General features: G+C 49.6%; 14 protein-coding genes and 1 riboswitch. Of the genes, 1 reads left to right on the top strand and 13 read right to left on the bottom strand.

Annotated features, from left to right (window positions below; all coding sequences use genetic code 11):
- Positions 1-3: 3 nt before the first annotated feature.
- The 11 genes from purH to purE all read right to left on the bottom strand — a co-directional run bounded on the left by purH (position 4) and on the right by purE (position 12,382).
- On the bottom strand, positions 4-1,551 hold the full coding sequence (purH, locus tag AC58VC_RS33835) for a bifunctional phosphoribosylaminoimidazolecarboxamide formyltransferase/IMP cyclohydrolase (RefSeq protein ID WP_497375673.1): 1,548 nt from the start codon (positions 1,549-1,551) through the stop codon (positions 4-6).
- 473 nt (positions 1,552-2,024) lie between these two features.
- Entirely contained in the window at positions 2,025-2,636 is a 612-nt protein-coding gene (gene purN, locus AC58VC_RS33830) for a phosphoribosylglycinamide formyltransferase (RefSeq protein ID WP_497375672.1), read from the bottom strand.
- Positions 2,636-3,676: a phosphoribosylformylglycinamidine cyclo-ligase gene (purM, locus tag AC58VC_RS33825; protein WP_497375671.1), complete on the bottom strand. Its 1,041-nt coding sequence runs from the start codon at positions 3,674-3,676 to the stop codon at positions 2,636-2,638. Before purM ends, purN begins: the two co-directional genes overlap by 1 nt.
- Positions 3,677-3,739: 63 nt before the next feature.
- A complete protein-coding gene (gene purF, locus AC58VC_RS33820) occupies positions 3,740-5,272 on the bottom strand; it encodes an amidophosphoribosyltransferase (RefSeq protein WP_497375670.1) in 1,533 nt (510 codons plus the stop codon).
- On the bottom strand, positions 5,257-7,500 hold the full coding sequence (purL, locus tag AC58VC_RS33815) for a phosphoribosylformylglycinamidine synthase subunit PurL (protein WP_497375669.1): 2,244 nt from the start codon (positions 7,498-7,500) through the stop codon (positions 5,257-5,259). Before purL ends, purF begins: the two co-directional genes overlap by 16 nt.
- Positions 7,478-8,173 carry a phosphoribosylformylglycinamidine synthase subunit PurQ gene (gene purQ / locus AC58VC_RS33810; RefSeq protein ID WP_497375668.1) on the bottom strand — a complete coding sequence of 232 codons (696 nt, stop codon included), beginning with the start codon at positions 8,171-8,173 and terminating at the stop codon, positions 7,478-7,480. The genes purL and purQ overlap by 23 nt, the downstream gene beginning before the upstream one ends.
- A 27-nt stretch (positions 8,174-8,200) precedes the next feature.
- Positions 8,201-8,440 carry a phosphoribosylformylglycinamidine synthase subunit PurS gene (purS, locus tag AC58VC_RS33805; RefSeq protein WP_145668805.1) on the bottom strand — a complete coding sequence of 80 codons (240 nt, stop codon included), beginning with the start codon at positions 8,438-8,440 and terminating at the stop codon, positions 8,201-8,203.
- 29 nt (positions 8,441-8,469) lie between these two features.
- Positions 8,470-9,369, bottom strand: coding sequence for a phosphoribosylaminoimidazolesuccinocarboxamide synthase (locus tag AC58VC_RS33800; RefSeq protein ID WP_497375667.1), 900 nt, complete (start codon positions 9,367-9,369; stop codon positions 8,470-8,472).
- Between the two features lie 33 nt (positions 9,370-9,402).
- Positions 9,403-10,698 carry an adenylosuccinate lyase gene (purB, locus tag AC58VC_RS33795; protein WP_497375665.1) on the bottom strand — a complete coding sequence of 432 codons (1,296 nt, stop codon included), beginning with the start codon at positions 10,696-10,698 and terminating at the stop codon, positions 9,403-9,405.
- Between the two features lie 26 nt (positions 10,699-10,724).
- Positions 10,725-11,900: a 5-(carboxyamino)imidazole ribonucleotide synthase gene (gene purK, locus AC58VC_RS33790; RefSeq protein WP_497375663.1), complete on the bottom strand. Its 1,176-nt coding sequence runs from the start codon at positions 11,898-11,900 to the stop codon at positions 10,725-10,727.
- Positions 11,897-12,382 carry a 5-(carboxyamino)imidazole ribonucleotide mutase gene (gene purE / locus AC58VC_RS33785; RefSeq protein ID WP_497375661.1) on the bottom strand — a complete coding sequence of 162 codons (486 nt, stop codon included), beginning with the start codon at positions 12,380-12,382 and terminating at the stop codon, positions 11,897-11,899. The genes purK and purE overlap by 4 nt, the downstream gene beginning before the upstream one ends.
- A gap of 136 nt (positions 12,383-12,518) precedes the next feature.
- Positions 12,519-12,620, bottom strand: a riboswitch (purine riboswitch).
- A 309-nt stretch (positions 12,621-12,929) separates the two neighbouring features.
- Here purE and AC58VC_RS33780 point away from each other — a divergent pair.
- Positions 12,930-14,015: a stalk domain-containing protein gene (locus AC58VC_RS33780; protein WP_497375659.1), complete on the top strand. Its 1,086-nt coding sequence runs from the start codon at positions 12,930-12,932 to the stop codon at positions 14,013-14,015.
- A gap of 95 nt (positions 14,016-14,110) precedes the next feature.
- On the opposite strand, the gene AC58VC_RS33775 is transcribed toward AC58VC_RS33780, so the two are convergent.
- Both AC58VC_RS33775 and AC58VC_RS33770 read right to left on the bottom strand, forming a co-directional pair.
- Positions 14,111-14,383, bottom strand: coding sequence for a Fur family transcriptional regulator (locus tag AC58VC_RS33775; RefSeq protein ID WP_497375657.1), 273 nt, complete (start codon positions 14,381-14,383; stop codon positions 14,111-14,113).
- Between the two features lie 64 nt (positions 14,384-14,447).
- A complete protein-coding gene (locus tag AC58VC_RS33770; protein ID WP_497375655.1) occupies positions 14,448-15,917 on the bottom strand; it encodes a catalase in 1,470 nt (489 codons plus the stop codon).
- Between the last annotated feature and the right edge of the window lie 262 nt (positions 15,918-16,179).

Here is a 16,179-nt window from a genome sequence, read left to right as displayed (position 1 = left end):
TTTTTAGTGTTTGAAGTGACGAACGCCCGTCATGACCATCGCGATTCCGTTCTCGTTCGCTACGCGAATGGACTCTTCATCTTTGATCGATCCACCCGGTTGGATAACCGCTGTGATGCCTGCTTTCGCAGCCATTTCAAGCGTGTCGCCCATTGGGAAGAAAGCATCGGAGGAAAGAACGGCGCCTTTCGACTTGTCCCCTGCTTGCTCAATTGCGATTTTCGCTGCTCCTACACGATTCATTTGACCAGCGCCTACACCGACCGTCATGTCGTCAGCGACAAGTACGATGGCGTTAGATTTAACGTGCTTAACTACTTTCCATGCGAAAAGCAGCTGTTTCATCTCTTCTTCCGTCGGCTGACGCTCAGATACGACTTTCAGATCTGCTTCTGTCAGTTGGTAAGCATCGCTATCTTGCACGAGCATACCGCCCTCAACGGTTGTAACGATTGGCTCAGCCTTGCGGCCAGCGATGTTATCTAAGCCGCTCACTTTGAGTAGGCGGATATTTTTCTTTTTGGAAAGGATATCAAGTGCTTCTGGTGTAAAATCTGGCGCAATGACGATTTCTAGGAAAATCTCATGCAGCAATTGCGCTGTTGCTTCGTCAACCGCACGGTTAGCTGCAACGATTCCACCGAAGATGGACGTAGGGTCAGCTGCGTACGCTTTTTGGTAAGCTTCAAGCACATTACTGCCGATACCTACACCGCAAGGATTCATATGCTTAACTGCAACAACGGCAGGCTCGCTGAATTCCTTAACGATTTGAAGCGCAGTATTAGCGTCATTAATATTATTGTAGGAAAGCTCTTTGCCATGAAGCTGTTCAGCCGTAGTAATGTTGCCGGCAACTGCATTCGGCTTGCGGTAGAACGCCGCGCTTTGATGCGGGTTTTCTCCGTAGCGAAGATCTTGCATTTTCTCATAAGTAACTGTGTAACGCTCTGGGTAAGGCTCGCCCATTTGCTTGGACAAATAGTCTGCAATCAAAGCATCGTAAGAGCCCGTGTGACGGAACACTTTGGCTGCAAGTTGTTTGCGCGTTTCAAGTGTTGTATCGCCAGTCTCTTGTACTTCTTCAAGCACTTTGGCATAGTCAGCAGCATCGACAACAACGGATACGAACGCATGGTTTTTTGCCGCTGAACGAAGCATGGTCGGACCGCCAATATCGATGTTCTCGATCGCGTCTTCGTAAGAGACGTTCGGCTTCGCAATTGTCTCAGCAAAAGGGTACAAATTCACGACAACCAGATCAATATAATCCAGGCCGAGCTTCTTCATGCTCGCTTGATGCTCTTCGTTGTCACGAACTGCCAGAAGTCCACTGTGAACAGCTGGATGCAGCGTTTTGACGCGGCCATCCATGATCTCAGGGAAGCCTGTAACCTCGGAAATACCGATAACCGGCACCCCTTTATCCTTCAACAAACTTTGCGTACCGCCAGTAGATATAATCTCAACGCCCAGCTTCGCCAGCTCGCCCGCGAACTCAACGATCCCCGTTTTATCGGACACGCTGATCAGTGCTCTTTTGATTGCCACGGTTCTTCCTCCCAGAAAAGTAAATTTGTCTATTTAACGTGGTAAAACTATTTTAACTCTCGCTGCTCATGCCTGTTCCACGCTCACACACAGTTAGCGCTGTAAAACAACACTCACAACACTGACGCCCGTTTCACTCAGCCATCCCCTGATCCAAACACTAGCTACTCAACTTCCCGAATCCCATCACACAGATCATGTAAAAAGCGCATCAAAAGGAGCGAATCTCGGCGCAAAAAAGAAAAAACCTGCAAAAGGTGCATCAAATCAGGCAAATACGCATCCAAATCACCGAAAATGCAGAAATTTGCTGTACTAAATACACCAAATTCTCTCCATACAGCCAAATAGCACATATTTGCTGCACATTTTGCATGTAATTGATCCCTCGAACAGCACCGAACACCGAATGGGATCACCATGACATGTCACGTCCGACCTTAATCCTTCATGCCTTCCCCGCCGACTCTAACCTACAGCTTGATACTAACCCTGCGGCCATCCATGCTCACGCGGCCCTCACGCAGTGAGCGAATGACCTGCGGCAGCAGCACGTGCTCCGCCGCATGAATCCGCTCTGCGAGCGATTCCGCTGTCTCGTGCTCGTGGATCTCCACGGCGCGCTGCGCAATGATGGGGCCAGAGTCCAGCCCACCGTCCACGAAGTGCACGGTGACGCCTGTTTGTTTCACGCCGTACTCAACGGCTTGTTCAATCGCGCGCACGCCCGGAAAGGACGGCAGCAGCGAAGGATGCACGTTGATCATCCGGCCAAAAAACGGCTCAACCAGTACATTCGTGATGATGCGCATATAACCGGCCATCACGATTAGATCAACTTGCCGCTCTTGCAATTCCTTAAGAATAAGGGCTTCATAAGCCTCTCGATTTGCATATTCTTTGGGACGGAACGCGAACACAGGCACTTTCGCTTCTGTTGCGCGCTCCACCACGTAAGCTTCAGGACGATCACAGACAAGAAGCTCGATGCTGACATCAAGCTTCCCCTTCTGTACCTGATCCACAATGGCTTGGAAATTCGTACCGCTGCCCGAAGCAAAAATTGCTACTCGATAAGGCTGCATTACACCTCAGCTCCTTGGAATGTTACGACACGCTCACCTTCAGTAACAACGCCTAGACGATAAACTTTCTCGCCTTGCGCTTCCGCTGCGGCAACCGCTTTGTCCGCATCATCGGCATTTACGATAATAACCATTCCGATCCCCATGTTGAACGTGCGGAACATATCGTTGTTCGTTATGCCGCCCTCACGCTGCATCAAAGAGAAGATCGGCAGGATCGGCCATGAGCCGTATTGGATATCCACGTTCACGCCGTCAGGCAGAACACGCGGAATATTTTCGATAAAACCGCCGCCTGTAATATGCGCCATGCCTTTGATCGCTACGTCTTCCAGCATCGCCAGAATCGGCTTCACATAAAGCTTAGTTGGCTCTAGCAGCACGTTGCCAAGCTTATCGCCCAGTTCTTCCACATGCCCTTGAAGCGTGTACCCTTTCTCTTCCAGCAAAAGCCTGCGCACAAGAGAGAACCCGTTACTGTGCACACCGCTTGAAGCCAGACCTAACACTACGTCTCCAGGACGGATTGTTGTACCATCGATGATCTTTTTCTTGTCGACGATTCCAACCGTAAAGCCGGCAATGTCATACTCCCCTTGTGCATACATGCCAGGCATTTCCGCCGTTTCGCCTCCGATGAGTGAGCAGCCAGACTGCGCACAACCGTCAGCGATCCCTTTGATAATAGCCTCAATTTTCTCTGGAACTACTTTGTCACAAGCGAGATAGTCAAGGAAGAACAGCGGCTCAGCGCCCTGAACAATAATATCGTTCACGCACATAGCAACTGCGTCGATCCCAATCGTATCATGCTTATCCATTGCAAAAGCAATCTTCAGCTTCGTGCCCACGCCATCTGTACCAGATACGAGCACAGGCTCCTCATACTTGTCTTTGTTCAAGCTGAACAGCCCGCCGAAGCCACCGAGGTCAGTTAACACTTCAGGACGGAAAGTCCGTTTGACGTGTTTTTTCATCCGTTCTACTGCTTCGTTACCTGCCGCGATATCGACTCCGGCCTTTTTGTAAGCATCCGACACTTCGCAACCACTCCTTATATTTGTCTATATATATTGGGAAGCCCGAAGGCCTTCCCCTATCCTTTAATCGCAAGCACAACCAACCTTCGTAACATCCACGATTTCTGTCGGGTACGTATTATCGAAGCAAGCTGTACAATACCCGCTTTGGGAACCTGCCGATCCTTGACCAATGGAATCGAGCAGCCCATCTTTAGTTAGAAAATGCAGGGAATCCGCGTTAATCGCTTTGCGAATTTCCTCGATAGAGTTCATCGCAGCAATCAGCTCTTTCCGATCCGGTGTATCAATGCCGTAGTAGCATGGATTCATGAAAGGCGGCGAAGAAATCCGCACGTGCACTTCCGTAGCTCCAGCTTCCCTAAGCAAATTAACAATTCGAAGGGACGTTGTCCCGCGAACGATCGAATCATCGATCATCACAACACGTTTGCCTTCGACCACCTTGCGAACGGCGCTCAGCTTCATTTTGACACCTTGCTCACGAAGCTCCTGGCTTGGAATGATGAACGTCCGGCCCGTGTAGCGGTTCTTGATCAGCCCCAGCTCATAAGGGATACCCGTTTGTTCAGCGAAACCAATCGCCGCAGAGATACTTGAATCCGGTACGCCGGTCACCACATCTGCATCGACGAAAGCTTCCATCGCCAGCTTTTTACCCATCCGCTTACGCGCGGAGTGAATATTTACTGTATCGATGTCGCTGTCTGGACGAGCAAAGTAGATATATTCCATTGCACAAATCGCGCGTCGGCCGCTCTCCGTGAACTGCTCGGAACGGAACCCGTCACGATCCAGCACGATGAGTTCGCCTGGCTGAACATCACGGAAATACGTAGCTCCCACTGCATCGAAAGCGCAGGACTCAGAAGCGAACAAGTAGGAATCGCCGAGACGGCCGATCATGAATGGACGCAAGCCGTTCGGATCAAGCGCAGCAATCAGTTTGTCTTTGGTGATAATCAGGAAGGCAAAACCGCCGATGACTTGCGTCAAAGCGTCTTTGACCGCGTCCACGATATCATCATGCTCAGAACGGGCAATCAGATGAGCTAGCACTTCTGTGTCGCTTGTTGTTTGGAAAATCGAACCCTTACGCTCAAGCTCACGCTTGATAATATTCGCATTATCCAGGTTGCCGTTTGTTGCAATCGCAAGGTCGCCCTCACGATACTTGAACACAAGCGGCTGTGCATTTGCCAGCTTGCTCTCGCCTGCTGTGGAATACCTTACGTGTGCAATCGCAGTGGAACCTGTCAGAGGTGACAAATTCTCATTCGTAAATACCTCTTTGGCGAGCCCCATTCCACGATAGTAGTTAAACTTGCCATCTTCTACCGTACAAATACCAGCGCTTTCCTGTCCACGGTGCTGCAAAGCATGAAGTCCATAGTAGCATAGAGAAGATGCTTCGGAATGACCATACACCCCGAAAACGCCGCACTCTTCATTCAGCTTATCAAACAATCCGCCATGGCCGCCTACACCTTCGTTGAAGTACTCCCCTGTCCAAAGCTCGTGCTGCTGATCTCCCAGATTAACCAGGGGAGCCGCAGGCAGCTTTAGGGCCTTGGATTGTTTTATGCCATTAGACATGGAATCGCATCCTTCCAGACTTTCGCCAGCTCGTTAACAGAAGACTGGAGACGCTGTTCGTTGTTGATTTTGACGGTTAGTTCTGTACCCGTAACTGTTCCGATTTCTTGGTAAGGCACGCCTTGCGAAGCAACCCAGTGCTTAAGAGCATCCGCTTTGTCCGGGGAAGCACTTAGCAAAATACGGGATTGGGATTCGCTGAACAATGCGAAATCTGCGCGAAGCTCGGAAGCTACGTTCACTTCAGCGCCTACGCGGCCGCTGATGCAGCTTTCTGCCAAAGCAACGGCCAAGCCGCCTTCGGACAAGTCATGCGCAGAAGCGACAAGACCTTCTTGGATTGCTTTAAGTACTGTGTTTTGAAGGCTTTTCTCTGTCGCTAAATCTAGCTCAGGAGGACGGCCTTCCGTTACGCCGTGAATCACATATTGGAATTCGCTGCCGCCGAGTTCAGCTTTCGTCTCGCCGAGCAGGATGATGATGTCGCCTTCTTTTTTGAAGCTTTGTGTCGTGATGTGGTCGATGTCATGCACCAGACCTACCATCCCGATAACTGGAGTTGGGTAGATTGCGCCTTTGGCATTCTCGTTATACAGAGAAACGTTACCTCCGATAACCGGCGTATCCAAGAAGCGACAAGCTTCCGCCATACCATCTGTGGATTTCTCCAGCTGCCAGAAGATCTCAGGCTTGTCCGGGCTGCCGAAGTTCAAGTTGTCCGTAACAGCAAGCGGCTCAGCGCCGGAGCAGACAACGTTACGTGCTGCTTCAGAAACAGCGATCCGTCCGCCTACTTCTGGATCCAAGTACACATAACGTCCGTTGCAGTCGGTTGTCATCGCAAGACCTTTGCGCGTTCCGCGAATGGTGACTACCGCTGCATCCGAACCCGGACGCACAGCTGTATCGGTACGAACCATGTGGTCATACTGGTTGTAAACCCACTCTTTGCTCGCCACCGTCGGGGACGCGAGCACCGATTTCAGCGCATCCGTCAGCTTCGTTACCTCTGGGTAACGCGTTGTATCGATCGCTGCGTTTGCTTCATAATAAGCCGGAACCTTGCTCGGCTTATTGTAAACCGGGCACTCGTCAACGAGTGCGCCTACCGGCATGTTCGCCACGACTTCACCGTGGTGAATCAGCTTCAGGTAACCGTCGTCGGTTACCTTGCCGACCTTCGCGCAGTGCAGACCCCAGCGCTCGAAAATGCCCTTAGCTTGCGCCTCATGCTTCGGCTCAACAACGAAAAGCATACGCTCTTGCGACTCGGACAGCATCATTTCGTAAGCTGTCATTCCCTCTTCGCGCTGCGGAACTTCATCCAGGTAAAGCTCCATGCCGTTGCCGGCTTTACTTGCCATCTCTGCGCTGGAGCAGGTAAGCCCCGCCGCGCCCATATCTTGAATTCCGAGCACGATGCCGGAATCGATTAATTCTAAGCACGCTTCCAGTACGAGCTTCTCCATGAACGGATCGCCCACTTGTACCGCTGGGCGTTTCGCTTCGGACTCAGCCGTCAGCTCCTCGGATGCGAATGTCGCACCGTGGATACCGTCGCGGCCCGTTGCCGGACCCACGTAGAAGACTGGGTTCCCTACACCTTTGGCAACACCGCGTTGGATTTTGTCGTGGTCGATAAGACCCACGCACATCGCATTAACGAGCGGATTACCTTCGTAGCTCTCGTCGAACATCACTTCGCCGCCAACTGTCGGAATCCCGATACAGTTCCCGTAACCAGCGATGCCGGATACAACGTGCTCGAACAGGTATTTCACGCGGTCATTTTGCAGCTTACCGAAACGTAGTGAGTTTAATAAAGCCACTGGGCGCGCACCCATGGAGAAAATATCACGAATAATACCGCCCACACCTGTTGCCGCACCTTGGTAAGGCTCGATAGCGGAAGGGTGGTTATGACTTTCAATTTTGAAAACAACCGCTTGGTTGTCCCCGATATCAACGATCCCTGCGCCTTCGCCAGGTCCCATCAGAACGCGAGGTCCTGTAACTGGGAATTTGCGAAGCACCGGTTTGGAATTTTTGTAAGAACAATGCTCGGACCACATAACGCTAAATACGCCGATCTCCACATAGTTAGGATTACGTCCAAGGAAGCCGCAAATTTTGGCAAACTCTTCGTCCGTTACGCCCATTTGCTTGTAAATTTTCTGTTCCGCGATTTGTTCGGCTGTTGGTTCCTTAGCGGATAGCTGCTGCGTCATGTTTTTCCCTCCAAGCACTTAGAATAGATGTGAACATTTTCTTGCCGTCTGCGGAGCCCAGAATCTCATGAATGGCGCGCTCCGGATGGGGCATCATACCTACAACATTGCCTGCTTTATTGCTAATTCCTGCAATGTCATCCACCGATCCGTTCGGGTTAGCCCCTGCTTCATAACGGAAAACGATTTGATTGTTTTCTTGCAATTCTTTCAAAGTAGCAGCGTCACAGTAGTAGTTGCCTTCGCCATGTGCGATTGGAATATTGATAAGCTCGCCTTCTGCGTAATCGCGTGTGAAGGCTGTTGTGTTGTTTTCTACTTTCAGCATCGTGTCGTGGCAGCGGAACTTCATACCGCTATTGCGCAGCAACGCGCCTGGCAGCAATTTGGCTTCCGTCAATACTTGGAATCCGTTACAAATACCTAGAATGTACTTGCCTTCTTCCGCAGCTTTAGCCACAGCTTTCATCACGTTCGTAAATTGCGCAATCGCTCCGCAACGCAGGTAATCCCCATAAGAGAATCCACCTGGTACGAGGATGCAATCGTATTTGGACAAATCGTCCGCCGTATGCCATACATAATCAACCGGTTGTCCGATCGTGTCCTCAACTGCTTTGAAGCAGTCGATGTCACAGTTAGATCCCGGAAATACAAGAACCGCAAAATTCATGACGTTTCCTCCCTCTCCTGGTCTCTATTACGCCAACTCGTAGCGGTAGTCTTCAATAACCGTGTTCGCAAGCAGCTTCTCGCACATGGCTTTCACGCGTGCTTCTGCTTCTGCTTTATCAGTCGTGCCTAGTTCAAGCTCCAAGTATTTCCCAATACGCACTTTACCCACTTCGTCAAAACCCATGGAATGAAGCGCTCCTTGCACCGCTGTTCCTTGAACATCCAATACGTTCTGCTTAATCGTTACGTAGACCGTTGCTTTCATTTCTATTCTCCTCCTCGTATGTGCTTGCTCTAATTTTCTGAATCGACTAGACGGTGCAAAATCTCTTTGTATCGGTTCGCAGTCTCTTCCACGACAGACGCTGGAAGCTCATCGGGCTCACTGTTTTTATCCCAACCAGAACCCGCCAAGTACGTACGAACAGGCTCTTTGTCCATGGAATCAATCTCGATATCCAAGGCATATTTATCTTCCGACCAATAACGTGAGGAATCCGGCGTGAAAATTTCATCAATAATAATCAGTTCACCTGCATAAAAGCCGAATTCAAACTTCGTATCTGCTAAAATAATGCCTTTACGCTCACAAATGGAATGGGCTAGCGAATATAACATAATGCTGCGCTCTTGCAGTGCGTACGTCAGTTCTTCGCCAACTAACTCAATCATTTGTTCAATAGAGATGTCCTCGTCGTGACCTACATCATTTTTCGCTGCTGGAGTGAAAATAGGGTCCTGCAGACGTTGGTTTTTACGCAATCCTTCAGGCAGCTTAAGGCCGTTGATCTCACCGGTTTTCTCGTACTGTCTCCAGCCGTTGCCTGTGATATATCCACGAACGACACACTCAATGGAGATGCGCTCCGCTTTTTTCGCCACAATAATACGCTCTTTCAGAAGCTCTCTCGCTTCCGCATCCGGAATAATGTCTTGAAGCAGCTCGACATCCGTGTGAACGATATGATTCTTCATATAACCGCTCGTTATATCAAACCAGTACTTGCTGAGCGCGTTAAGCACGTAGCCTTTCTCAGGAACACCGGGTTTCAAAATGTAATCAAAAGCTGAAATCCGATCCGTAACGACGATCAGGAAATTTTCACCCAAATCATACAGCTCGCGCACTTTGCCTTTGTGAACAAGAGGCGCTTTTACGAGTTCAACTGCTGAATCAAGGATTTTACCTGCCACAGACAACCCATCCTTTCTCTCCCCAAATGCCTTCTATTTCAGACCTAAACGGTCAAAGATTGTAGCCACATGTTTCAAATGCCAGCTTGGATCAAAACAATCCGCAATTTCAGCTGGGCTCAAAGCTTCGGTGATCACTGACGCACTCTCAACGATTTCACGGAAAGAACGTTGCTCTTCCCACGCTTGCATCGCTCTAGGCTGAACTGTATCGTAGGCTTGCTCACGGGAGAAACCTTTGTCAATCAGCTTCGTCATGACGCGGCCAGAGAAAGGCACATCGTACGTGCTGCGCATATTGCGTTTCATGTTCTCAGGGAACACAGTCAAGTTTTTGATGATGTTGCCCAGACGATTCAGCATGTAGTTCAGAAGCTGCGTGGCATCCGGCAGGATGATACGTTCAACGGAAGAGTGCGAAATGTCGCGCTCATGCCAAAGCGTCACGTTCTCGTAAGCGGAAACCATATGTCCGCGAATCACACGGGACAGACCGGAAATGCTTTCGCAACCAATTGGATTGCGTTTGTGCGGCATCGCGGAGGAACCTTTTTGACCTTTGGCAAACGGCTCTTCCACCTCGCGGAACTCACTCTTTTGAAGGGCGCGAATTTCTGTCGCGAATTTGTCCAGGGACGTTGCAACCAACGCCAGAGTAGCCATATACTCCGCATGACGGTCACGCTGCAGCGTTTGTGTGGAAATTGGAGCTGCTTTCGTGCCGAGCTTCTCGCACACGTATTGCTCTACGAACGGATCAATGTTCGCGTATGTGCCTACTGCGCCGGAGATTTTACCGAATTGAACGCCATCAGCGGCAAAACGGAAACGCTCCAGGTTACGCTTCATTTCCTCGTACCAAAGCGCCATCTTGAGTCCAAATGTCGTTGGCTCTGCATGCACACCATGCGTTCTGCCCATCATGGCTGTATCTTTATGTTCAATCGCTTTATTGCGAAGGATTTCTATGAATTTCTGAATATCTTTGTCCAAAATCTCGTTGGCTTGTCTTAACAAGTAACCAAGTGCCGTATCTACAACGTCTGTTGAAGTTAAACCGTAGTGAACCCATTTGCGCTCAGGCCCCAGTGTCTCGGATACCGCTCTTGTGAAAGCAATAACGTCATGACGTGTTTCTTGCTCGATTTCGTAGATGCGGTCGATGTTGAAGCTAGCGTTCTCGCGCAGCACTTTCACATCTTCTTTCGGGATTACGCCTAGCTCAGCCCAAGCCTCGCAGGATAGAATTTCAACTTCGAGCCATGCTTGAAACTTGTTTTGCTCAGTCCAGATGCTCGCCATTTCGGGGCGTGTATAACGTTCGATCATTTTGCCGTTCCTCCAATAATTATCATTTACTTACTTTCCCAAATGCGTGTGCGTTCTATCCAAGTCAGTGCGTGCTGGGCATCGCTTGTTAGCAAATTGATGTGTCCCATCTTACGTTTCTCTTTTGCTTCCTTTTTCCCGTACAGATGAACCTTGGCGCTAACGCCTAAGTCTGTATCCTCCAAGAAACCAGGCTGGTCGATTAGACCATGGAGGGGTTCGATATGCTCGCCAAGCAAATTCACCATAACGACTGGTGTTAAAAGCTCCGTTGAACCTAACGGCAAGTTGCATATAGCTCGAACATGCTGCTCGAACTGCGACGTGCGGCACGCTTCCATCGTGTAGTGACCGGAATTGTGCGGACGTGGTGCAAGTTCATTCACGTATAGCTGACCGTCCTTCGTAAGAAACAGCTCTACGGCGATCAATCCAATCACGCCAAGTGATTCGGCGATTTGCGTCGCCAGCTTCTCGGCTTCCTGCTGCACATCCGCTGGAATGCGGGCAGGCACGATGGATTGATGCAGGATGTTATGTACATGTATATTTTCCGCTGCAGGGAATGCCTTCACTTCACCACGAGGGCTTCTTGCTGCAATAACGGATAATTCTTTATCAAAATGAATGAATTGTTCGAGAACGAGCTCGGTTTTGGCCCGGCTGAGCGTTTCGTAGGCTTCCTCTACTTCATCTAAAGAGCGGATGACCCATTGGCCTTTGCCGTCGTAACCACCTGTTGCTGTTTTGAGCACACACGGTGTGCCGAACTTGATGACCGCATCTTTCAGCTCTGCGGCACTCTTGACTTCCGCATAAGGGGCCACCGGAACGCCTGCAGCCTCAATAGCTCTCTTCTCGCGAAGACGATGCTGAGTCGTATATAGAAGCTCGCTTCCTTGAGGAACATAGGATTCATTCATCAGAATGCTAGTTACGTGAGCATCAACGTTCTCGAATTCGTAAGTGATCACATCGGATAACGCCGCAAGCTTCCGCGCCGCTTCGACATCGTCGAAGTTCGCAAGAATCTGTTCATCTGCGACTTGTCCGCAAGGCGCGTCCTCTGTGGGATCGAGCGTTACGAAGCGATACCCCATGTTGCGACCGGCCAAGGCCAGCATGCGGCCTAATTGCCCGCCACCCAAGACACCGATTGTGCCTCCGGGCTTGATGACCTTACCACCTGTTGCCTCTGTCATAACAGGTCACTGCTTTCAATGATCGTTTGCGCAATGCGCTCGCGGCGGGCTCTAACCTTCGCTTGCAGCTCAGGGTCGAAAGCGCCCAGGATTTGCGCAGCCAGAAGGCCTGCATTCGTTGCGCCCGCGTGCCCGATCGCCACCGTGGCAACTGGAATGCCGCCCGGCATCTGTACGATCGAAAGCAAAGAATCAAGACCATTCAGCGTCGACGTTTTGACTGGAACACCAATAACCGGAAGCTCCGTTTTGGCTGCTACCATTCCTGGTAGATGCGCCGCTCCGCCTGCTCCGGCGATAATGACTTGAATGCCGCGGCCTGCCGCTGCGGCTGCATATTCGAACATCAGATCTGGCGTTCTGTGCGCGGAAACCACCTTTTTCTCATAAGGCACTTCCAGCTCTTCCAATATGTCGCATGCGTGCTTCATCGTTTCCCAATCCGACTGGCTTCCCATTATGACACCAACACGTACCGTCATCACTAACCCACTCTCTATTGTATGGTAAATATGGTAAAACCCTTTAACCCAAAAAATGCCCAGAGCTAGAATACATGATTCTATCCGCTGGACAGCAAAAGAACCGAATGCAAAAAGACCATCATCTTCCTATGGTTCCCCTCATTCGCTTCCTCGTAGTCCAAAAATTCATGGTTTTTGGGTAGAAACTTTCAGGCCTTATCCCTGATTTTATACGAGTTGATTCGACATTTTCAATTAGTGCGGCTTCATTTCCCGCTTCCCTAGTTTACTACCAACTGACGTGTCATGTCAATTTCAAAAAACGAACGATTTTCAGGTAAATCTTTTGAATAGTTCGTTTTTGGACGTTTTTTTACCAATAAACACCTGTTTGAATCTACATTCTGATTTCAACCCTCCCTTCTATGTTAGACATATACGGAAATAGGGTAAAATGAAGAAGGTCATGCTCACATTTTTTTCGACAAATCCGAAGAATCCCACAAACTTTTCCGTGCAAATATCGTCTAATTATATAGATGACTTCAAAAAGGAGAGAGTTCAAATGAAAAAGAAGATGTTCACAGCAAAAATCGCATTGGCTACAGCCCTGCTAGTCGCTGTAAGTCCAGCTCTTCTCCCGCAGCAGGCAAGCGTGTATGCACAGTCGGATAGCACTGATTTCAGCGTACAGCTCGCAACGATTAATATTCAGATTGGCGATCAACTGGTGAGTGTTCCGGGCGGCAAATCGAAGGATGGCGACACCTATGTCGGCCTCGCTTTTCTTAGCAAACAGCTGGGTTTGACGACGTCGTGGGATGCAGCGACCAAAACCGTCACCGTCACCGGGCCTAATAAGACCATGAGCATGCAAAACCAAAGCATGCAATATTCGCTGAATGGTCACACTTTCTTCGCGCCTCTGCCACCTGTCATTATCGATGGAACTACCTACCTGCCGCTTCGCCTGCTTCTGGAGCAGATGGGCTATAAGATCGGTTACAACGATGAAAGCCGTGTCGTGAGCATTTCCAAAATTAAGGAAAATGAACTTAAGCTGACGAACAAGTCCGAGGAGCAAACGAAGACCGATAATCGGAGCATCAGCCTGCAGTATCCGCAGATTGAAGGCTGGGTGAATGCCGCTGCGAGCGCGAAGATTAATACATTCATCCAAAATGAGATATCCAAATATAAAGCCGCGGCGATCCAGCAATTAACAGATCTTACCGAAGAGAACAGCGGTACAGCACCTGATTTCCCGAACACGTTCGACGTGAACTATCAAGTTACTTATAATCAGGACCATAAGCTAAGTCTCTATTTTATTGTTTATACATTTTCTGGTGGTGCACACGGGTTCTATTCTTGGGATGCTCATACGTTCGATTTGGATACGGGGAATGAGCTGAATCTTCAGCAGGTGACTTCGAACAATGCTAACTACAAGACTATTATCAATCAAGAGATTAAGAAGCAATTGAAAGCGAAAGATTATGAACTTATTGAGCCGTTCGAGTCTATTCGTAACGATCAGGGCTTTTATTTAAAAGATGACACCGTCGTCGTTTATTTCGGGCTCTACGAATATGCCCCTTATGCGCTCGGCATTCTAGAGTTTCCGATTCCGCTGTCTGATTTTAAGTGAGATATAATCAGCATGCCAAAAAGCGCCCCATCCACTACGTGAAGCTGTGAGAGAGCTTCTTTGTAGCGAGTGGGGCGCTTATTTTTTTTAGCTGCTCATGAACTTAGCGCAGCTTCATACCGCATGGAGCTTCCGATCACGGAAAGCTCTTTCACCAAACCGAGCTGCTTGAACACATGCAGTGAGCTGTTCACTGTCATTGCATTGATCGTCGGATATTTGACGACTAACGCTTCGCAAATCTCTTTGACCGTTGTGTAACTGCCCTGCTCGTATAAAAATTCCAATAACGCGTACCGTTGTGGGGTTAGGGGGATGTTTTTGGCGCGCATCCGCTGCAGCGCTTGGTTCAGATCATGCTTTGCCATCATGGAAACCTCCTCTGCGATTTTTCATTTTATAGTCTATGATTGCCGACGCACATGTGCGTTCTTATCGGTTCAAATGCTGCAAATAACCGGAAATGTCTACATTGAGGCCAGTTGCAAGGGCTTCACCCAGTTTGGCGTCTGCACGATAGAAATTGCAGATAGCCAGTAACTTCGATTTCTCATGAACAGAAGAAAGGTCGCCGAGCAGATTGGAAATGAAATTAGCCTGCTCCCGCTCGCTGAAGCTGCGGAATGTATCTCCGGCTTGGGCAAAATCATTCGTTTTGGCCATTTTTTGCCTGGCTGCCTGGCCTTGAAGCGGCATGGAGCTATCTCGGTACTCCGGCGCCTCCTTAGGAGCATCGGCATGACGGGTCGGCTCGTAGTTCACACTGCCGGGCTGCGGCTTCATTTGCATAGCTCCGTCGCGCTGATTGTTACGTACCGCAGCATACGGGCAGTTCACCGGAATTTGCAGGTAGTTGGCACCCAGCCTATGTCTTTGCGTGTCGGGATAGGAAAACAGACGCCCTTGCAGCAGCTTGTCCTCGGACGGCTCAATTCCTGCTACTAACACACTCGGAGCGAAAGCAGCTTGCTCAACCTCAGCGAAAAAGTTCTGCGGATTGCGATTCAGCGTCATCGTCCCTACTTTGTGCAGAGGAATGATGTCTTCCGGCCATACTTTCGTCGGATCCAGCGGATCGAAATCGTACGCATCCAGATCCTCCGGCTGGAGCAGTTGTACATGCAGATCCCATTTCGGGAAATTGCCGCTAGCGATGGCATCGTACAAATCTCTCGTGGCGTGGCTGAAATCTTCTCCTTGCACGACGGACGCTTCCGCTTTGGACAAATTGCGTACACCTTGATGCGGCTTCCAGTGATATTTCACATACACGTAATTGCCAAAGGAGTTAATCCATTTGAAAGCATGCACGCCAAAACCATTCATCTCCCGGTAGTTAGCCGGTGTGCCATAATCCGAAAAGACCCAGGTCAGCATATGCGTGGACTCCGGCGTGAGCGACATGAAATCCCAATAGCGGTCCGGTGTTTGCACATTCGTATCTGGCGCTGGCTTCAGGGAATGCACCATATCTGGGAACTTCATCGCATCACGGATAAAGAATACCGGAAGATTGTTGCCGACCAGATCGTAATTGCCTTCTTCCGTATAAAATTTGACCGCGAAGCCCCGCGGATCACGTGCCGTTTCCGGTGAGCTCTGACCGTGAATAACGGTCGAAAAGCGAACGAATACCGATGTTTCTTTGCCTTCTTCACCGAGGAACGCCGCTTTGGTGTAACGGTTCATCGCATGCTCTACCTTAAACGTTCCGAAAGCTCCCGCTCCGCGCGCATGCACGACACGTTCTGGAATGCGCTCCCGGTCGAAATGCGCAATTTTCTCAAGTAGATGGTAGTCCTCCAGAAGCGTAGGTCCATGCTGGCCTGCTGTTCTGGAATTCTGGTTGTCGCCTACCGGTGCGCCTTGGTTAGTCGTTAAGTAATTGGGGTTCTGACTCATGTACAACATCCTCCTCACGGTGAGAATAATTTCTTTTTTATAATTATTATAATATAGTATTTATTTTATTTTAAATGATAATGATTGTCAATGATCTCAAGACAATAAATTTTCACATCACAGCTGGACATGCGTCCTGTCTTGTCCTCGCCCACTACCACCACCGTGCTCTACGAGACCACTGAATATCAGGAAAAACTACCGCTATTTCGACGAACGACCCGGTGTCAGCATCTTTACATGGAATTCCTCCCGTTAATAA

This window comes from Paenibacillus sp. J22R67 (assembly GCF_059692175.1).
Note: the sequence above shows the minus strand (reverse complement) of the source record. Positions and strands in the feature narration are given on the sequence as shown.